Raw genomic sequence first — 17,730 nt, 5'->3', positions numbered from 1 at the left:
GTAACGGGGTGGGTGGGGAAGCCCGAGTAGGCTGAACGCGTGATCATCGGCACCGGCATCGACCTCGTGGACATCCCGCGGTTCGAGCGCACGATGACCAGGACCCCGCGGCTGCGGGAGCGGCTGTTCGCCCCGTCCGAACGGGAGCTCCGCCTGCCGTCCTTGGCCGCGCGGTACGCCGCGAAGGAAGCGCTGATCAAGGCCCTCGGCGGCTCCGACGGCGTGCACTGGACCGAGATCGAGATCGCCTCCGAGCCCTCAGGGCGGCCGCATTTCGTGCTGTCCGGATCCACCGCCGCGGTGGTCGAGGAACGCGGCATCCTCACGCTGCACCTCACCCTCACCCACGACGCCGGTCTCGCCGCCGCGTTCGTCGTCGCCGAAGGAGCCCCGCTGTGACCGTCCCGTTCCGCGAGGCGACGATCGACCTGGATGCGATCGCCGACAACGTGCGGCACTTCCGTCGCCTGACCGGCGTGGAGGTGCTCGTCGTCGTGAAGGCGAACGCGTACGGCCACGGTGCCGCCGCGGCCGCCGTGGCGGCTCTCTCCGCCGGCGCCACCCGCCTCGGCGTGGCCGAGATCCCGGAGGCACTGGAGCTGCGGCGTCAGGGCGTGCACGCCCCGATCGTGGCCTGGCTGCACGCTCCGGGGGAGCGCTTCGTCCAGGCGGCCGCCGAGGGGATCGAGCTCGGCATCTCGTCATACGACCAGCTGCAGGCGGCGGCCGCCGCCGCATCCGGAGACCGCCCGGTCGCCGTGCACCTGAAGCTCGAGACCGGGTTGTCCCGCAACGGCATCGCCCCCGACGGCTGGGGGACGGTGCTCGCGGAGGCCGCTCGCCTGGAGCGCATCGGACGGGTCAGGGTCGTGGGACTCTTCAGCCACCTCTCCAACGCCTCGCCCGCCGACGACCGTGCCGCGCTCGCCCGATTCGAGGAAGGGGTGGCGCAGGCCGCCGCGCTCGGCGTGCGACCCGAGATCCGACACATCGCCGCCACGGCCGCCGCCATCGACCTTCCCGAGACGCGACTGGACGCCGTCCGCATCGGCATCGGCACCTACGGCCTCTCGCCCTTCGACGACCGCTCCTCGGCGGAACTGGGCCTGCGTCCGGCCATGACCCTTCGTGGGGCGGTCGCCGCCGTGCGGCGCGTTCCCGCCGGCACCGGGGTCTCCTACGACTACGTGCACCGCACGGACCGGGAGACCACCCTGGCGCTCGTGCCGCTGGGGTATGCCGACGGCGTCCCCCGCAGCGCCTCGGGGCGACTGCCCGTGTCCATCGGAGGGCGGCGCTACACGAACGTGGGACGGATCGCGATGGATCAGTTCGTCGTGGACGTCGGCGATGCCCCGGTCGCGGTCGGCGACGAGGTCATCCTCTTCGGGGACCCGACCCTCGGCGTGCCCTCGGCCGCGGACTGGGCCGAGGCCGCCGGCACCATCGGCTACGAGATCGTCACCCGCATCGGGCACCGGGTGCCGCGGAGGACGACGTGAGCCTGGACCCGGCGTTCCTCGGACGCCGGCGGATCGCCACCTCCGAGGAGATGGAGCAGCTCGGGCTGCGCATCGGCGAGCAGCTCGAACCGGGCGACCTGCTCATCCTCACCGGACCCCTGGGGGCGGGCAAGACCACGTTCACCCGGGGTCTGGCCGAGGGACTCGGTGTGCGGGGGCCCGTGCAGAGCCCGACCTTCGTGATCGCCCGCACCCACCCGTCCCTGGTCGGCCGAGCGCCGCTCGTGCACGTGGACGCGTACCGCCTCGGCTCCGCCGCCGAACTCGACGACCTCGACCTCGATCTGGAGCGGTCGGTCGTGGTCGTGGAGTGGGGCCGCGGCATGGCGGAGGAGCTCGCCGACGCCTGGTGGGACGTCGAGATCGAACGCCCCGTCGGAGCCGGCGACGACGAGAACGACCTCGACCCCTCGGAGCTGGACGCCGACGCGCCGCGCTTCGTCACGATCGCCCGCGAGGAGCGCGCGTGACGGGGGAGACGCCGCTGGTCGCGGTCATCATCGAAGACGACCCCGGTGTGCGGTCGCTCCTGGACGAGGTGTTCCTCGCCGCGGGCTTCCGCACCGTGCTGGCGGGTTCCGGTCCGGACGGTCTCGCGGCAGTGGCGGCGCACCACCCGATCATCACCACCCTCGACATCAACCTCCCCGGCATCGACGGGTTCGAGGTCGCGCGACGCATCCGACGGGTCAGCGACACCTTCATCATCATGCTGTCCGCCCTCGCCGAGGAGTCGGACGTGGTGCTGGGCCTCACCTCCGGTGCCGACGAGTACCTCGTCAAGCCCTTCCGGCCGCGCGAGCTGCGGGCGCGGATCGAGGCGCTCCTCCGCCGTACCCGCCTGTCCGCGGCGGACAAGGGGACGCCCGCGGCCGCGAGCGCCCCGCCGCCCCGGGTCACCGTCTCGACGGCCTCCGCGGCGTCGAGCGCGTCCCTGCCGGTCATCGCCGCCGCCGACGCCACCGTCGCCACGTGGCGAGGGCTCGTGCACCGCGACCTCAGCCTCGACCTCGACACGCGTCTCGTGCTCGTCTCCCAGCGCCCCGTCGAACTCACCCCCACCGAGTTCGATCTGCTCGCCGCGCTCCTCGAGGCCGGCCGCAGAGTCTGCAGCAAGGCCGACCTCGCACGCGGGCTGCGCGGCCTCTCCGGAGACGCCTTCGACCGGGTGAGCGAGCCGGACAAGCGGGCCATCGAGACGCACATGGCCAATCTGCGCCGGAAGCTCGGTGACAACCCGAACGCCCCGCGCTACATCGAGACGGTGCGCGGCGTCGGCTACCGTCTGACCTCCGACGACCGGCCCGTCTGAGGAGAGGGGTCGAGGCCGCGGCTCCCCCACCGCGGCCCCGGATGCCTGCGAATCCCCACTCGCGCGGCCCCAGCTTCTGCGAAATCCCCAGTCGCAGCGTCGGCTCCCACTCAGAATCGTAGGACGGGAAGGCCACCTGAAGAGCGCGAAGTGACGATCTTTGAGTAATCTTGCGTGAATGCTGAGGATCGACCGGGAGGCGGGCCTTGATGATCCGCACGGTCTCGATCTGGCGGTGGCAGCTGGTGTTCACCGCGAGCATCGTCGCCATCGTGGTGATGGTCGCGGGCTTCAAGCCGCAGACCCTCGCGATCCCGCTGTTCATCGGGGGGATCGGCCTCATCGTGGTCACCACCCTGGTGGCGCTCATGGTGCCCTGGCGGCGCCTGCCGCGCACGGCGGTGACCGTCCTCCCGCTGCTGGACGTGCTCGGGGTGGGACTGACGACGAACGTGCCGGATCTCCGGCTCGGCTTCCTCTGGGTGTTCCCGGTGGTCTGGTTGGCGACCTACTTCTCGATGCCCTGGGTGTTCGTCGGCATCGTCCTCAGCGGCGGCTGCCTCGTGTTCTTCGCGGACCGCTCCGGGCCGCCGGAGGACGTACTGCTCCGGGTGCTCACCGTCGTCATCACCCTGAGCTTCCTCGGCGTGACCGTCCGTATCGGCGCCCAGCGCTCCGGTGCGGCGCGGCGGCTCCTGCAGCGCCGTTCCGAACAGGTGAACAGGGCGGCGGAGCGGGCCGAGACGAACCAGGAGCGCGTCACGCAGGTCATCGACGCGCTGGGCGTCGCGCTGGTGGTGGTCACCTCCGCGGGCCGCGTCCTGCAGATGAACGACGCCTACCGCGCCCTGTACGGCCGCGACCGCTTCGGCACAGCGCTCCCGTCGGCCTCCGTCGAGTACGACGCGCGGCGCGGAACGGCTCTGACGCCGGAGCGCACCACGCTGGCACGAGCCGCCGCGGGGGAGCAGATGCGGGAGGAGCGGGTGTGGCTGTACGACGGTGCAGGGCAGTGGCATGCCCTGGCCGTGACCACCCAGCCCATCGCAAGTGCCCGGGAGGGGGAGAGCATCACCCTCGTCGTCATCGATGACGTCACCGCCCTCCTCGAGGCCGCCGAGGAGCGTCGGGCGCTGACCGCCGTGATCTCCCACGAACTGCGCAACCCGCTCACGGCGATCATCGGCCATGTCGAGCTCCTGCGGGAGCGCGACGACCTCCCCGGCCGGGTGCCGGCGCAGATCGAGGTCATCGCGGACGCCGGGGAGCGGCTGCAGGATCTCGTCACGAGCATGCAGGCTCAGACGGGGCGGATCTCGCACGACCCCTTCGAGCCGGTGGACCTGCGCGTGGTCGTGGAGGAGTCCGCCGCATCGTTCGCGCCCCTGATGGGCGCCGCCCGCCAGGAACTCGTGCTCGATGGGGCGGAGCGGGTGGTGATCACGGGAGACGCGTTCCGGTTGCGTCAGGTGGTGGACAACCTCCTGGGCAACGCCGCCAAGTACACGGAGGGAGGCGGTCGCATCACGGTACGGCTGGTGGAGTCCGACGGCCATGCGGAGGTCACGGTGGCGGACACGGGGATCGGCATCTCCGAGGACGAGCTGCCGCGGCTGTTCGAGCCGTACTTCCGCGCCGACAGTGCCGTGCGCGGCGGCATCCCCGGTACCGGGCTCGGCATGGGCATCGCGCGGGACATCGTGGTCGCGCACGGCGGCGTCATCCTCGTGTCGAGCGAGGTGGACGTCGGCACCACCGTCACCGTCCGTTTCCCCCGACGAACGAAAGAGGACCCCGTATGACACCGCTCGTGCCCGTGAGCGTCGATGTCACCACGAGCATGGTGGCGGTGGTGACCGTGCTCACCGCGGTCGTCGTCGGTCTCGCGACTCTCGCCCGACCGAGCAGGGCGACCATCGTCTGGGGGGTCGCCTTCGGTATCGGGATGCTCGGCGCCTACCTGTGGCTGGCCGGGCACCACACCGGCAGCCCCGTGCTGCGGGCGGCCGCGTCCGCCATCGTCGTCTGCTTCGTGCCGCTGGTGTGGATCGGCGTGCGGATGCATTTCGAGCGCACGGCACCCTGGCTTCCGGTCATCGTCGCGCTCGTCGGGGTGCCCGCAGCCCTGATCCTGACGGCGGGCACGCGCTGGTATCTGCCGGTGTTCCACGTCGTCTTCCTGGCGATGGCGGTCTTCGCCGGGCTGCTCGCCTGGGAGCTGACGCGCGGGCAGGCGGCGACGCGGGACATCGTCCTGCCGCTCGCGCTCGCCGCGTGCGGCTTCGTGGTGGTCGCCGTCGTCAGCGCGGGATCCGCCCTCGTCTCCGGCGGCGTGAGCACCGAGGAGCAGCTCAGCGCGCTCCGCGGAGTGAACGCCCTGGGGACGATCGTCATGAGCACCTGCGCGGCGTTCACGCTCGTGCTCCTCGTCCGGGTGGAGAGCGCGCCGCCGGGGACCGACGGCGCCGCGAACCGTGCCAGGGATCGTCTGCGCAAGGCGGCAGCGCAGAAGGACCCCGCGTGGTCGGTCCTCGACGTCCGCCTGGACGATCCCGCCGACCTCCGCGAGGCGTCGAGCAGCGCCGGGTTCCGACGCATCGCGGACCGGTTCCACACGGACATCTGCGACGCGCTTCCGGCGACCGCCGATGCGGAACGGGTCGCCGACGACCGCGCGATCGTCCTCATCCACGGCAGCGACGAGGCGGTGCGCTTCCATCTGCGGGCGATCCTGGGATCCGTGTCGATCATGGACCTGGACGCGCCGGCGACCGGCATCCGTTCCTCCGCGAGCATCGGCTGGGCGACGGCATCCGTCGCCGGGTACGACTACGACGCTCTCGTCGCGGCGGCGGCATCGGCGGCGTGCCGGGCGCGCGATGCCGGTGGGGATCAGTGGAAGCGGGCGCAGGAGACAGACCTGGCCGCCGTGTGACCAGGCCCTCCGGCGTCAGCCGAACAGCCTCTTCGTCGTGTCGAGGTGCTCGCGCGTCAGGGCGGCGGCTGCTCTCGGGTCGCGCGCGACGATAGCGTCGCCGATTCGCGCGTGCGCCTCCTGGTCGGCATCGTCGCCGTGATGGCCGCGGATGCGCAGCATGTCGATCATCGCCTGCAGCGAGCGGGGGGCGAAGCCGTCGAACAGCTCCCGCAGCACGGGATTGCCGGACGCGACGACGACGGCGCGGTGGAAGGCCATGTCCGCCTCGACGTGCGCGCGGACGTCCGTGCGACGACGGTCACGTTCCGCGAGCGTGCGCGTCAGCTCGTCCAGGTCTGCGGAGGTCCGGCGCTCGGCGGCGAGAGCCGCGGCTTCGACCTCGATCGCGGTGCGGGCCTCGAGGACGGCGATGATGTCGGCGCGATCGAGGACGGCATCCCAACTCGCGGCGGGTTCCGTGGCCGTGACGAAGACCCCGGCGCCCTGGCGTGTGGCGAGCACGCCTCGCCCCGCGAGGATCCGGATCGCCTCCCTGGCCGTCGACCTTCCGACCCCGAGCTGCGGAGCGAGCGTCGTCTCGCCCGGCAGCTTGCCGCCGACCTGCCACTCGCCGGCTCCGATGCGTGCGAGAAGGAGCTCGGCGGCCTGTTCGGCGAGGGATTCGCGGCGCACGGTCGTCATGGGCCCATTCTCGCATCCGACGCACTTCTCTGCTTGTCTGAGGAGTTGTGGTAGAGTGCCCGTATGCGCACGCTCCGGTTCCTCCTCCTTCGCCGCCACGGCGGGGCCTGATCAGACCGGCTCCTCGTCGTGGAGCCGCAGCACGCGTCGGTCGCCCTCCCCGCGATCCGAACAGGAACCAGACCATGACCCCGTCCCGCGCTTTCCCGACCCTCTCGACTCCCTCCGGTGTCCTGCCCGACGACGCTCCGCACTGGAATCGGCAGCGGCCCTCGCAGATGCCCTCGAACCGCTATCGAGACGTGTACTCCCGAGTCGCCGTTCCGCTGGAGACCCCGACCTGGCCGAGCGCGCGACTGACGCAGGCACCGCTCTGGGTCCCGGTGGATCTCCGCGACGGGAACCAGGCGCTGGCCGAGCCGATGGACCCGTCCCGCAAGCGACGGTTCTTCGAGCTCATGGTCGCCATGGGCTACAAGGAGATCGAAGTCGGCTACCCCTCGGCCTCCCGGACGGACTACGACTTCGTCCGGCTCCTCGCCGAGACCGACCTCGCTCCCGCCGACGTGACGATCGTGGTGTTCACGCCGGCGCGACGCGAACTCATCGAACGGACCGTGGAGTCCGTGCGCGGCATCCGCAATCCCGTCGTCATCCACATGTACACCGCTACCGCGCCCACGTGGCGGGACGTCGTCCTCGGACAGGACCGTGAGGGGCTCACCGCGCTGATCCTCGCCGGAGGGGAGGACGTGCTGCGGTTCGCGGGAGACCTCGACAACGTCCGCTTCGAGTTCTCCCCGGAGGTGTTCACCCTCACCGAGCCGGACTTCGTCCTCGAGGTGTGCGACGCGATGACGACTCTGTGGGACGCGAGCCCCGAGCGTCCCGTGATCCTGAACCTGCCGGCGACCGTCGAGGTCGCGACCCCGAACGTCTACGCGGACCAGATCGAGTACATGCACCGCAATCTCGGGCGTCGTGAGGGGGTCATCCTGTCCGTGCATCCCCATAACGACCGCGGCACCGGCGTCGCCTGTGCGGAACTCGCCGTCCTCGCCGGCGCGCAGCGGATCGAGGGGTGCCTCTTCGGCAACGGGGAGCGCACCGGCAACGTCGACCTCGTGACCCTCGCCCTCAACCTGCACGCGCAGGGCGTCGACCCGATGATCGACTTCTCCGATATCGACGAGATCCGCCGGACGGTCGCGCACTGCAACGGGATCGACATCCATGCGCGGCATCCGTATGCGGGCGACCTCGTGCACACCGCCTTCTCCGGCACCCATCAGGACGCCATCCGGAAGGGGTTCGCGGAACATCGCGCCCGTGCTGCGAGGGAAGGCCGCGCGGAACGGGACATCGAATGGCGCGTGCCGTATCTTCCCATCGACCCGGCGGACATCGGCCGCAGCTACGACGCCGTGATCCGCGTCAACTCGCAGTCCGGGAAGGGCGGCATCGCCTACCTGCTGGAGGACGCCTACGGGATCGAGCTGCCGCGGCGCCTGCAGATCGACCTCGCTCGTCACGTCCAGCAGCGCACCGAGCAGACGGGACGCGAGGTCTCGGCCGCGGAGGTATGGGCCATCTTCGATGCCGCCTACCTCGCGAGCACGAGCCCGACGACGCTGCGAGCGGAGGCCGAGGTCGCGGGAGGGTGCACGACGATCACGCTCCACGCCGACGGCGTCGAGACACGGACCCGCCATGACGGCGTCGGTCCGGTGGAGGCGCTGGGCACGGCGCTCGCAGGGATCGGCCTGCCCGTCGAAGTCCTGAGTCTGCACCAGACGAGCATCGGATCGGGGGCTGGGAGCGAAGCGCTCACCCTGATCGAGTATCGCGACGGCGTGCGCTCGGGCTGGGCGGCCGGGCGCGACCGCTCCGTGCTGACCGCGACCCTGCACGCCGTGCGGAACGCGGCGGAGCGCTCCGCCACCGCCCCGCGGGGCGAGCGGGCCTAGGGGGTCTGCTTCTCGCGCCCGCGCGCGAGTGCCGCGGTGATGGCGTCCGCGGCGCTCGCGTCGGTGTCGGCGGCGGCGGAGACGTTCTCGGCGACGACGGCCTCGATGATCTCGGTGCGCTGGATGCGGGTCTCCCGCGGGGCCTTGACGCCGATGCGCACGCTGTCGCCCTTGATGTCGAGCAGCGTGACCTCGATCTCGCCGTCGATGCGTACGCTCTCACCGATCCGCCTCGTCAACACCAGCATTCGTTCAGCCTACTGGTGCGGCGGGGGCGGCCCCGAGCGACGCGGTGGACGAGTCCCGGACCACCCCGATCGTCTCGATCGTGAGGGCGGCCGCGGTCGCCTCGCTGTAGGAGAGCACGGGGAGGCCGTCGGTCTGCGCCGACACCAGCCGCCGCACGGCGGGGCGCAGCGATGGTGCGCACACGAGCACCGGCTCTCCGCCGTCCGTCTGCGCGGCCACGGCCTGCTTCACCGACGCGATCACCGCTTCCATCCGCGGTGGATCGAAGACGATCTGAGAGCCCTCGTCGCCGGGACGGAGGCTCTCCAGCATCGCCTGCTCCAGCAGCGGGGCGATCATCACAACCCGGAGCGTGCCGTCCTCGGCGAAGCGGGAGGCGATGGCAGGGCCCAGCGCGGCACGGGCCGCCTCGATCAGCCCTTCCGGGTCGGTGGAGACCTTGGCACGGAGCGCGAGCGCCTCGTAGATGCGGCTGAGGTCGTTGATGGGCACGCGCTCGGCGAGCAGGCCCTGCAGCACCCGCTGCACCTCCGCGAGCGAGAGCAGGGCGGGCGTGAGCTCCTCGACCGCCGACGGGGAGACCTGCTTCAGGGCGTCGGTGAGCTGGCGGACGTCCTCCCGGGTGAGCAGCCGGGCGGCGTGCGTCTGGATCACGCTCGACAGATGGGTGATGATGACACTCGCCCTGTCGATCACCGTCGCCCCGGCGAACTCCGCGCTGTGACGCATCTCCATCGGGATCCACTTGCCCTCGAGACCGAACACCGGGTCCAGAGCGGCGGTCCCCGGCAGGCTGTCCAGCCCCTGCCCGAGGGCCAGGACCGACCCGGTGGGCGCGGTGCCGCGTCCGGTCTCGACACCGGCGATGCGGATGACGTACGTCGCCGGGGGGAGTTCGATGCTGTCCCTCGTGCGCACGGGCGGGGTGACCAGACCGAGGTCGAGTGCGATGCGGCGCCGCAGCGCCTTCACCCGGGCGAGGAGGTCGTCGGGTCCGCCGGTGACCAGGTCGACGATGTCGGGGGCGAGCAGGATCTCCAGAGGATGCACCCGCATGCGCTCGATGAGCTCCTCGGGCTGGTCCACCGGCGCGGGAGCCGGGGCCTGTGCGGCCTCCGCCTCCTCGCGCTTGCGGGTCGCGGTGATGCGCTGCGCGATGAGGAGCAGCAGGGCGCCGATCACCAGGAAGGGGAGCATCGGCATGTGCGGGATGAGCGACATGACGATGGCCGCGCATCCCGCGATGATGAGGGCGTTGCGCGACTGGCCGAGCTGCGTGGACGCGGCCGATCCCATCTCGGCCTCGGCGGTCGAGCGGGTGACGATCATGCCGGTCGAGACCGCCATGAGCAGGGCGGGGATCTGCGTGACGAGGCCGTCGCCGATCGTGAGCAGGCTGTAGGTGCTCACCGCCTGGTCGATCGACATGCCGTGCTGCACGAGGCCGATCGCGATGCCGCCGACGAGGTTGATGATGATGATGACGAGTCCGGCGATCGCGTCGCCCTTGACGAACTTCGAGGCGCCGTCCATCGCCCCGTAGAAGTCGGACTCGGCCGCCACCTCCGCCCGGCGTTCGCGGGCCTCGGTGTCGCTGATGAGGCCGGCGTTGAGATCGGCGTCGATGGCCATCTGCTTGCCCGGCATCGCGTCGAGCGTGAACCGGGCGCCCACCTCGGCCACGCGCTCTGCACCCTTGGTCACCACGACGAACTGGATGACGACGAGGATGAGGAAGACCACGGCGCCGATGATGAGCGAGCCGCCCACCGCGATCGCCCCGAACGCCTCGATCACCTGTCCCGCATATGCCTCGCCGAGGACGAGGCGGGTGGAGGCGACGTTCAGCCCCAGCCGGAACAGCGTCGCCACGAGCAGCAGCGAGGGGAACACCGAGAAGTCGAGCGGCTTCTTCACGAACATCGAGGTCAGCAGGATGACCAGCGCGAACATGATGTTGAGGATGATCAGCACGTCGAGCAGGAACGGCGGCACCGGGACGACGAGCAGCATGATGATGCCGACGACGCCGATCGGCACCCCGAGCGTGATGAGCAGCTTCTTCATACGGTCCTCCGATACGGGAGAGAGTGGATGCCGCGGGCGGCGCCTCGGCGCCGGAGCGCGTCGACGAACACGAGCACGCGTGCCACGGCGTTGTAGAGGTCTTCGGGGATCTCCTGACCCAGCTCGCACGCCGCGTGCAGGGCTCGGGCGAGGGTGACGTCACGGACGAGGGGGACGCCGGACTCGAGCGCCTTCTCGCGGATGCGCTCGGCGATGACCCCGCTGCCCTTCGCCACGACCTTCGGCGCGGACGTGCCGGGGTCGTACTCCAAGGCGATGGCGATGTGCGTGGGGTTGACGACCACGACGTCGGAGCCGGCGACCGCGGCGATCATGCGGTTGCGGCTCACCGCGAGCTGGCGCGACCGGCGCTGCTGGCGGATGAGCGGATCGCCCTCGGAGTTCTTGTTCTCGTCGCGCACCTCGCGCTTGGTCATGCGGGTGTGCTTGCGGTTGCGACGCATCACCACGAACAGGTCGATGGCCGCGAGCACCAGGCCCACCGCGATCGCAGTCTGCAGCAGCGCGGCGGTCCCGTCCGCCGCGGTGCCGAGCAGCCGGGAGATGGAGTGGGCGCCGCTCGCGGTGAGCACGGGCATGAGGCCGGCGATGACGACCCACAGGGCGAGGGCGATGGCGGCCGTCTTCAGCAGGGCCTTCGCCCCCTCCCAGAGGGCCTGCAGGCCGAACACCCGCCGGACCCCGGAGACGAGGTTGAACTGCTCGTAACGCCCGGACAGCTTCCGCAGATGCACGCCGCCCTGCACCACCGCACCGAACAGCGTCACGATCGCGACCGCGGCGAGCAGCGCCCCCAGGGTCGGCAGCACCGAGGCGAGGGCCCGCCCGAGGGCCGCGAGGGCGGCGTCGGGTGAGGGCGCCTGCATGAGCGAGGTGAGGGAGATGAGCTGCTCGGTGCCGGCGCCTGTCCCCGCGGCGATGGCGGCGGGCATCATGACGGCGGCGGCGCCGATGCCGAGCCACGCCGTCAGGTCCTGGCTCCGGGCGATCCGGCCCTTCTGCCTGGCCTCGCGGAGGTGCTTCTCGGTGGCCTTCTCGCTGCGCTCGCCGCTGTCCGACCCGCTCACGGCGTCACCCCCTGCATCACGCGGAAGGCCTGGGTGGCGAGGGCGTCGACGATGCCGGGGAACGCGACGTACACGGCACCGGCGAGCAGGAGCGTCAGCAGGATCTTGACCGGGAAGCCCATCGCGAAGGCGTTGAGTGCCGGCGCCACACGCGTGATGAGCCCGAGCCCGACATCGGCGAGGAAGAGCACCAGCACCAGAGGGCCGGCGATCTGCACGGCCGCCAGCACCATCTGGGACACCCCGTCGACGAGCAGCTCGGTCGGTCCCGCCACCCGGAAGACGCCGTCGACCGGAACGGCGTCGAAGCTGCGGGCGAGCCCGGCGAGGATGAGCTGATAGCCGCCGGAGGCGAAGAGCAGCGTGAGCGCCGTCAGGTGGAACAGCCGGGTGAACTGCGCGCCGTTGACCATCGCCGCCGGGTCGAAGGCCTGGGCGAGCTGGAACCCGCCGAACACGTCGATCAGGCTGCCCGCGGCCTGCACCGCGGAGAAGCAGAGCAGCACGAGGAAGCCCAGCAGAGCACCGGTGAGGAGCTGGATCACGAGTGCGCCGAGGAACGGCCCCGTGTCGAGGCTCTCGTAGCCCGGGGCGACCGCGGCACCCACCGCGAGGGACAGTCCGATCGAGAGCATCGCCTTCACCCGCACCGGGATCGCCCGGTACGAGAACGGCGGGGCGATCATGATGAACGCCGTGATCCGCACGGCGGCGAGCAGCGTGGCCTCCAGCCACGCGAAGTCGATCGGGATGAACACGGGCTCATCCGCTCAGCAGAGACGGGATGCGGGCGAACATCTCGTTCGTGAAGGCGATGATCTCGGCGATCATCCAGTTCCCGGCGATGAGCAGGGCGATGCCGACGGCGACGATCTTCGGCACGAACGACAGCGTCACCTCCTGCACCTGGGTGATGGACTGCAGCAGCGAGATCGCGAAGCCCACCACGAGCGCCGTGATCAGCATCGGTGCGGCGAGCTTGGCCGCGATCAGCAGCCCTTGGGCGCCGATGTCGAGGACGGCCTCGGGGCTCATCCCACACCTCCGTAGCTCTCCAGGAGGGCTTTGATGATGAGCCCCCAGCCGTCGACGAGGATGAACAGCAGGATCTTGAACGGGAGTGAGATCATGACCGGCGGGAGCATCATCATGCCCATCGACATCAGCGCCGCGGCCACCACGAGGTCGATCACGAGGAACGGCACGAAGATCACGAAGCCGATGATGAACGCGGCCCGGAGCTCCGAGATCATGAACGCGGGGATGAGCGTGTACATCGGCACGCTCGCGGGGTCCTCCGGGTTGTCCTGCGCGGCCATACGGGTCATCAGCGCGAGGTCCTCCTCGCGGGTGTAGTGCAGCATCCACTCCCGCAGCGGGCCCTGCCCGACGTCGACGGCCTGCGTGAACGTGAGCGCGCCGTCGATGTACGGCTGGACGGCCAGCGTGTTGATCTCGGTCAGGACCGGCCACATGATGAACAGCGACAGGAAGAGCGACAGCCCGGCCAGCACCTGGTTCGGCGGGATGGTGGGGAGGGACAGCGCGTTCCTGGTCATGGCGAGCACCACGAAGATCTTCGTGAACGACGTCATCATCAGCAGCAGCGCGGGGGCCACCGACAGCAGCGTGATCCCCAGGAGGGTGAGGATCGATCCGGACGGCCCGCCGTCGATCCCGTTGATGTCGATCGTCACGCCCTCCCCGTCGTCCGGGGTGATCTCGGCGTGCGCGGCGCCGCCGGTGACGACGACGAGGACCAGGGCCAGGAGGATCGCGCCCGCGACGACGACGAGGAGCCGCGAGGCGCGAGCGCGATCGACGGCACGGCTCGCGCTCATCGGGCGCGCCGGAGGGCCTCGGCGGTCTGCCGCCAGGTATCGGGGGAGAGGATGGAACCGCGGAGCGGGTCGTTGCGGTGCCGTACGCGGCGACGGAGCTCCGGTGCGGCGGTGCCCGCTGCCGGGTTACCGGTGAGGGCGGCCGCGGCGAGGATGCGGTCGAACTCGGCGTCGTCGCTCACCGGATCGCGCTCGGACGCGGATGTCGTCTCCGAGGTGTCCCGGAGCTCGGGTCGGACGGGGAGACGGTCGACCACGCTCACGCCGTGCTCGGTGACCCCGAGCACGTAGCGCGCGTCGTCGGTCTGCACGACCACGAGCTGCGCCTTCGGGCCGATGCCCTGGCGTCCGAGCACCGTGATCGCCTCCGCGTCACGGCGCCGCGCCTGGGTCTTCGACACCCGGCGCTGCAGGAACCAGAGCAGCCCGAGCACTGCGGCGAGCGACAGCCCGACCCGCAGCGCGAGCAGGAGGTCGTCCAGGGTCAGGCCTCGACGTTCTCGAGGATGCGGGTGATCCGCACCGCGTAGTCCTGATCCACGACGACGACCTCGCCGTGTGCGATCGTGCGTCCGTTGAGCTTGACGTCCGCCGGGGCTCCCGCGGAGCGGTCGAGCTCCACGATGCGACCCGGCTCGAGGTCGAGCACGTCGCGGACCGCCATGCGGGTGCGGCCGATCTCCACCGTGAGCTCCATCTCGACGCCCGCGATGCGGTGCAGGCGGCCGTCGGCTCCCGTCGGACGCGCCGGGCGATGCGTGATCCGCACCGCGAGTCGGCCGATGGTCCGCTCGGTGTGGTCCACGAGGTCGAAGAGCTGGGTCTGCGGGTCGGCGAAGACGGCCGAGGCGTCGCCGACCGCCGCCTCGCCCAGCAGCCCAGGGCCGAGGGCGGTCGCGGCGGCCTCGAGCGCATCCAGGAGCCGGTCCGTGAGCGGACGGTCCCCGAGGCCGTCGACCAGCACGTCGGCGTCGAGGAGCTGCACGGCGAGCTGCGCGCTCGCCTCTCCGACGAACTGCGCCACGACGGCCTCCCCGGTATCCCCGGACGCCTGGGAGGCGCGGGCGGTGACCGGTGCGGCGGTGGGCAGTCGCGCCGCGAACGCGGCGGCGACGGCGGACTCGTAGGCGGTGGTGCTGATCACGCGGACTCCTGAGCGGGGGCGGTTTCGGGGACGGTGGCGGTCACGACGCAGGCGAGGCGGGCACCGGCACTGCCGACGGCCGCCGTCGCGACGGTCTGATCGCCGACGGTGAGGAGCATCGGACGGTCGGCGGCATGCGGCAGGGGCAGCAGATCCCCGACGGCGAGGTCGAGCACCTCACGGGGCAGCACGGTCCGCGGTGCCAGCCGGAGCGCGATCTCGACCGGAGTCGATTCCACCTGGCGGCGCACGAGACCGGGGGTCTCGGAGCGGTCGGCGTCGGAGGCGCGCACCGCGAAGCCGGCGAGCACCGAGGCGGGGAGCATGATGCTGGCGGGGACGGTCCGGCCGCCGTGGCGCATCGACAGACGCGCCACGATCACCGGCTCCCCGGCGGCGGCGACCTGCGCGAACTGGGAGCTGTACTGGATGCCGGCGACGGCGACCCCGGTGGGCAGCAGCCCGTCGAGGCTGCCGGTGAGGTGATCGATCGCGTCGCCGATCAACGACCGGATCAGCGCCTGCTCGATCGGGGTGAACGTGCGGTCCTCGGCGGTGGCGGTGACCCGGCCGCCGACCATCTGCACGATCCAGGAGGTCGCGGTCGGGATCGGCACCTGCACGATCAGGCGCTCGTCGGAATCCGGCAGCGCGCACACGATCATGGTCGTGGTCGTGGGCAGCGACTGCGCGTATTCGCCGTACGTGAGCATGCCCACGTGCTCGACGGCGATGGTCGCGCGCACGTGGATCTTGCCCGAGAGCTGGGCCGACCATTGCCGGGCGAACGTCTCGAAGGCGAGCTCCAGGGTGCGGGCGTGCTCGCGCGACAGCGTCGCCGCCCGGCCGAAGTCGTAGACCTCGACGTCGGCGGTCGCCGTTTCCGCGCGCACTCGCGAGCGCACGCCGTCATCCATCACCACGAACCCGACTATCGGGCGGTGATCGGCGTGCGTTAGGGGCAGGTCAGGGGGAGGTCTGCGCAGCACCCGCGGCAGGGATCAGCGCTCGCACCTCCTCGCTGGCGTCGGAGAGGATGACGATGTCCACGCGGCGGTTCTCGGCGAGCTGCTCGGGGGTGCTCCCGGCGGCCACCGGACGGGTGTCGCCGAAGCCCACGGATTTGAGATGTGCGGGGGGCAGGCCGGCTGCCTCCACGAGATAGCGCAACACCTGGGTGGAGCGTCCCGCCGAGAGCTCCCAGTTGGTCGGGAAGGGTGCGACCGAGCCGCGGGCGTCGGCGTGCCCCTCCACCGAGATCTCGTTCGGCGCGGAGACGAGGACCGAACCCAGGGCGTCCAGCACCTGCGTCGCGGCCGGACTGAGATCCGTGCTGTTGGTGGTGAAGAAGGTCTCCGCGCTCACCAGTCCGATGGTCAGCCCGCGCTCATCGATCGTGAAGGTGACGTCGGTCTCCAGTCCCCGCTCCGCGAGGACCTGACGCAGCCGCTCGCGCAGGGCGGACAGCTCGTCGAACTCGCGCTCCGCGGCCTCCAGGCCCGTGTCGGCGAAGTCCTGGCCCTCGTCGTCGATGAGCTCCGGAGGCACGACCACGCCGCTGGTCACGTCGACGTCGTCCGAGGGCTCCTGGCCGAAACCCGTCGCGAGCGAGGCGCTGAGGGCCTCGAACTTCTCCTGGTCGACCGTCGACATCGCGAACAGCACGATGAACATGCACATGAGCACCGTCACCATGTCGAGGTAGGACGCCATCCAGCGCTCGTCCGGTCCGCTGTGCTCGGACTCCTGGACACGGCGTCGGGTGCGCACGCTCATGAGAAGAGGTCCTCGTGCGCCTCCGTCTCCGCGGGCTGCTCGCGGCGGCGGGAGCGGCCGGGGGAGCGGTCGGAGACGAGCGCGCTCAGACGTTCGCGGACGTGGGCGGGGGCGGCGCCGGCCTGCACGGCGAGCATGCCCTCCATCAGCACCGTCATGCGTTCGAGCTCCAGCTCGCCGAGGCGCTGCAGCCGGCCGCCGATCGGCAGCCAGATGAAGTTCGCCGACAGCAGGCCCCACAGCGTGGCGACGAAGGCCGCGGCGATCATCGGGCCGAGCGTGTCCGGCTTGTCGAGCTTCTCCAGCACGTGGGTGAGGCTGACCACCGTGCCGATGATGCCCACCGTGGGAGCGAACCCGCCGAGGGTCATGTAGAAGCGCGAGGCGGTGCGGTTCCGGGCGGCGGTGGACGTGAGCTCGTCCTCGAGGAGCACCCGCAGGTCCTCCGCGTCCGTGCCGTCGGCGATGCTCTGCAGGGCCTGCCGCAGGAACGGGTCCTTCTCCTCGTCCAGACCCTGCTCCAGCGCGAGCAGGCCCTCGGAGCGGGCCTTCTCCGCGTAGCCGACCACGGTGTCGATCGTGCTCTGCGCGGTGCGCCGCTCGCCGCGGAAGGCGCGGGGGAGGGACTTCACGGCGTGCAGGGCGTCGCGCAGCGTGCCGCTGGCGAGCCCGACCGCGATCGTGGCGCCGAAGACGAGCACCATGGGAGCCGGGAGCAGGAGCGACCCGACCGTCGCTCCCTCCAGGTTGATCATGGCGATCAGGGCGCCGAACGCGAGGACGAGCCCGAGGATGAGAGACGGATCCATCAGGCGTCCCCTCCCGTCACGTCAGCGCCGGGCAGGGGGTCCTCGGTGCCGGCCGCGACCAGCGCGGCGGCGGTCGCGAGGACACCGGCGCGGAACCGGGTGATGCGGGCGATCACGTCGTCCATCGTCTCCGTGACGACGAAGGTCGCGCCGTCGACCATCGTGATCGTCGTGTCCGGCGTGGCCTGGACACGTTCGATCAGGTCGGGGTTCACCGCGAACCGGGAACGGTTCAGGCGCGTGAGGACGATCATGGGCTCCATCCTGGAAAAGCTCGCCCCGCCCGGAAGCGGGGAACCGACGGCCCGTCCTGGGCTGTCGGAGGGGACTGTCGG

20 protein-coding genes are annotated in these 17,730 nt (G+C 71.2%); 7 read left to right on the top strand and 13 right to left on the bottom strand.

Features of this window, described 5'->3' with window-relative positions; genetic code table 11:
* The first annotated feature begins 39 nt into the window (after positions 1–39).
* From AB0N68_RS15580 to AB0N68_RS15555, 6 genes are all read left to right on the top strand, one after another.
* Positions 40–399, top strand: a complete 360-nt coding sequence (locus tag AB0N68_RS15580) for a holo-ACP synthase (protein WP_187663387.1) — start codon at positions 40–42, stop codon at positions 397–399.
* Positions 396–1,502, top strand: coding sequence for an alanine racemase (alr, locus tag AB0N68_RS15575; RefSeq protein ID WP_259953053.1), 1,107 nt, complete (start codon positions 396–398; stop codon positions 1,500–1,502). The genes AB0N68_RS15580 and alr overlap by 4 nt, the downstream gene beginning before the upstream one ends.
* Positions 1,499–1,993: a tRNA (adenosine(37)-N6)-threonylcarbamoyltransferase complex ATPase subunit type 1 TsaE gene (tsaE, locus tag AB0N68_RS15570; RefSeq protein ID WP_292794988.1), complete on the top strand. Its 495-nt coding sequence runs from the start codon at positions 1,499–1,501 to the stop codon at positions 1,991–1,993. Before alr ends, tsaE begins: the two co-directional genes overlap by 4 nt.
* The gene (locus AB0N68_RS15565) at positions 1,990–2,835 is read left to right on the top strand and encodes a response regulator transcription factor (protein ID WP_187663389.1); all 846 of its coding nucleotides are present in this window, start codon (positions 1,990–1,992) and stop codon (positions 2,833–2,835) included. The genes tsaE and AB0N68_RS15565 overlap by 4 nt, the downstream gene beginning before the upstream one ends.
* Before the next feature lie 209 nt (positions 2,836–3,044).
* Complete coding sequence (locus AB0N68_RS15560) at positions 3,045–4,637, top strand: sensor histidine kinase (RefSeq protein WP_187663390.1); 1,593 nt, start codon at positions 3,045–3,047, stop codon at positions 4,635–4,637.
* The gene (locus tag AB0N68_RS15555; RefSeq protein WP_187663391.1) at positions 4,634–5,770 is read left to right on the top strand and encodes a hypothetical protein; all 1,137 of its coding nucleotides are present in this window, start codon (positions 4,634–4,636) and stop codon (positions 5,768–5,770) included. The genes AB0N68_RS15560 and AB0N68_RS15555 overlap by 4 nt, the downstream gene beginning before the upstream one ends.
* 15 nt (positions 5,771–5,785) lie before the next feature.
* Here AB0N68_RS15555 and AB0N68_RS15550 read toward each other — a convergent pair whose 3' ends face one another.
* Positions 5,786–6,454, bottom strand: a complete 669-nt coding sequence (locus AB0N68_RS15550; RefSeq protein WP_187663392.1) for a FadR/GntR family transcriptional regulator — start codon at positions 6,452–6,454, stop codon at positions 5,786–5,788.
* 278 nt (positions 6,455–6,732) lie between these two features.
* On the opposite strand from AB0N68_RS15550, the gene AB0N68_RS15545 reads away from it, so the two are divergent.
* On the top strand, positions 6,733–8,421 hold the full coding sequence (locus tag AB0N68_RS15545; protein WP_292795033.1) for a 2-isopropylmalate synthase: 1,689 nt from the start codon (positions 6,733–6,735) through the stop codon (positions 8,419–8,421).
* Here the strand turns inward: AB0N68_RS15545 and csrA are convergent.
* The 12 genes from csrA to AB0N68_RS15485 are packed head-to-tail and all read right to left on the bottom strand — an operon-like array spanning position 8,418 to position 17,649.
* On the bottom strand, positions 8,418–8,669 hold the full coding sequence (gene csrA / locus AB0N68_RS15540) for a carbon storage regulator CsrA (protein WP_025104370.1): 252 nt from the start codon (positions 8,667–8,669) through the stop codon (positions 8,418–8,420). The genes AB0N68_RS15545 and csrA overlap by 4 nt on opposite strands.
* A 4-nt stretch (positions 8,670–8,673) precedes the next feature.
* Positions 8,674–10,737: a flagellar biosynthesis protein FlhA gene (locus AB0N68_RS15535; RefSeq protein ID WP_292794981.1), complete on the bottom strand. Its 2,064-nt coding sequence runs from the start codon at positions 10,735–10,737 to the stop codon at positions 8,674–8,676.
* The gene (locus AB0N68_RS15530) at positions 10,734–11,825 is read right to left on the bottom strand and encodes an EscU/YscU/HrcU family type III secretion system export apparatus switch protein (RefSeq protein WP_187663395.1); all 1,092 of its coding nucleotides are present in this window, start codon (positions 11,823–11,825) and stop codon (positions 10,734–10,736) included. Before AB0N68_RS15530 ends, AB0N68_RS15535 begins: the two co-directional genes overlap by 4 nt.
* On the bottom strand, positions 11,822–12,583 hold the full coding sequence (locus AB0N68_RS15525; protein ID WP_292794979.1) for a flagellar biosynthetic protein FliR: 762 nt from the start codon (positions 12,581–12,583) through the stop codon (positions 11,822–11,824). The genes AB0N68_RS15530 and AB0N68_RS15525 overlap by 4 nt, the downstream gene beginning before the upstream one ends.
* A 4-nt stretch (positions 12,584–12,587) precedes the next feature.
* Entirely contained in the window at positions 12,588–12,860 is a 273-nt protein-coding gene (gene fliQ, locus AB0N68_RS15520; RefSeq protein WP_025104366.1) for a flagellar biosynthesis protein FliQ, read from the bottom strand.
* The gene (gene fliP, locus AB0N68_RS15515; RefSeq protein ID WP_187663397.1) at positions 12,857–13,666 is read right to left on the bottom strand and encodes a flagellar type III secretion system pore protein FliP; all 810 of its coding nucleotides are present in this window, start codon (positions 13,664–13,666) and stop codon (positions 12,857–12,859) included. Before fliP ends, fliQ begins: the two co-directional genes overlap by 4 nt.
* On the bottom strand, positions 13,663–14,100 hold the full coding sequence (locus AB0N68_RS15510) for a FliO/MopB family protein (protein ID WP_232089187.1): 438 nt from the start codon (positions 14,098–14,100) through the stop codon (positions 13,663–13,665). The genes fliP and AB0N68_RS15510 overlap by 4 nt, the downstream gene beginning before the upstream one ends.
* Before the next feature lie 50 nt (positions 14,101–14,150).
* Positions 14,151–14,810, bottom strand: a complete 660-nt coding sequence (gene fliN / locus AB0N68_RS15505; RefSeq protein WP_187663398.1) for a flagellar motor switch protein FliN — start codon at positions 14,808–14,810, stop codon at positions 14,151–14,153.
* Positions 14,807–15,727, bottom strand: coding sequence for a flagellar motor switch protein FliM (locus tag AB0N68_RS15500; protein WP_232089266.1), 921 nt, complete (start codon positions 15,725–15,727; stop codon positions 14,807–14,809). The genes fliN and AB0N68_RS15500 overlap by 4 nt, the downstream gene beginning before the upstream one ends.
* 49 nt (positions 15,728–15,776) lie before the next feature.
* A complete protein-coding gene (locus AB0N68_RS15495) occupies positions 15,777–16,586 on the bottom strand; it encodes an OmpA/MotB family protein (protein WP_187663400.1) in 810 nt (269 codons plus the stop codon).
* Positions 16,583–17,395 (bottom strand): motility protein A, encoded by an 813-nt coding sequence (locus AB0N68_RS15490; RefSeq protein ID WP_071327503.1) that lies wholly within the window; start codon positions 17,393–17,395, stop codon positions 16,583–16,585. The genes AB0N68_RS15495 and AB0N68_RS15490 overlap by 4 nt, the downstream gene beginning before the upstream one ends.
* Positions 17,395–17,649: a flagellar FlbD family protein gene (locus tag AB0N68_RS15485; RefSeq protein WP_187663401.1), complete on the bottom strand. Its 255-nt coding sequence runs from the start codon at positions 17,647–17,649 to the stop codon at positions 17,395–17,397. The genes AB0N68_RS15490 and AB0N68_RS15485 overlap by 1 nt, the downstream gene beginning before the upstream one ends.
* Between the last annotated feature and the right edge of the window lie 81 nt (positions 17,650–17,730).

Origin of the sequence: Microbacterium meiriae (assembly GCF_040685015.1) — a bacterium.
Lineage (GTDB): Bacteria > Actinomycetota > Actinomycetes > Actinomycetales > Microbacteriaceae > Microbacterium > Microbacterium meiriae.
This window is presented reverse-complemented; position numbering and strand designations above follow the sequence as displayed.

Excerpts from the sequence above, each read along its gene's own strand:
- fliQ (WP_025104366.1), bottom strand. The coding sequence starts at position 12,860 with ATGAGCCCCGAGGCCGTCCTCGACATCGGCGCCCAAGGGCTGCTGATC.
- AB0N68_RS15535 (WP_292794981.1), bottom strand. The coding sequence starts at position 10,737 with ATGAAGAAGCTGCTCATCACGCTCGGGGTGCCGATCGGCGTCGTCGGC.
- AB0N68_RS15495 (WP_187663400.1), bottom strand. The coding sequence starts at position 16,586 with ATGAGCGTGCGCACCCGACGCCGTGTCCAGGAGTCCGAGCACAGCGGA.
- AB0N68_RS15545 (WP_292795033.1), top strand. The coding sequence starts at position 6,733 with ATGCCCTCGAACCGCTATCGAGACGTGTACTCCCGAGTCGCCGTTCCG.
- fliP (WP_187663397.1), bottom strand. The coding sequence starts at position 13,666 with ATGAGCGCGAGCCGTGCCGTCGATCGCGCTCGCGCCTCGCGGCTCCTC.
- AB0N68_RS15550 (WP_187663392.1), bottom strand. The coding sequence starts at position 6,454 with ATGACGACCGTGCGCCGCGAATCCCTCGCCGAACAGGCCGCCGAGCTC.
- AB0N68_RS15500 (WP_232089266.1), bottom strand. The coding sequence starts at position 15,727 with ATGGATGACGGCGTGCGCTCGCGAGTGCGCGCGGAAACGGCGACCGCC.
- csrA (WP_025104370.1), bottom strand. The coding sequence starts at position 8,669 with ATGCTGGTGTTGACGAGGCGGATCGGTGAGAGCGTACGCATCGACGGC.
- AB0N68_RS15485 (WP_187663401.1), bottom strand. The coding sequence starts at position 17,649 with ATGATCGTCCTCACGCGCCTGAACCGTTCCCGGTTCGCGGTGAACCCC.
- AB0N68_RS15490 (WP_071327503.1), bottom strand. The coding sequence starts at position 17,395 with ATGGATCCGTCTCTCATCCTCGGGCTCGTCCTCGCGTTCGGCGCCCTG.
- AB0N68_RS15555 (WP_187663391.1), top strand. The coding sequence starts at position 4,634 with ATGACACCGCTCGTGCCCGTGAGCGTCGATGTCACCACGAGCATGGTG.
- AB0N68_RS15560 (WP_187663390.1), top strand. The coding sequence starts at position 3,045 with ATGATCCGCACGGTCTCGATCTGGCGGTGGCAGCTGGTGTTCACCGCG.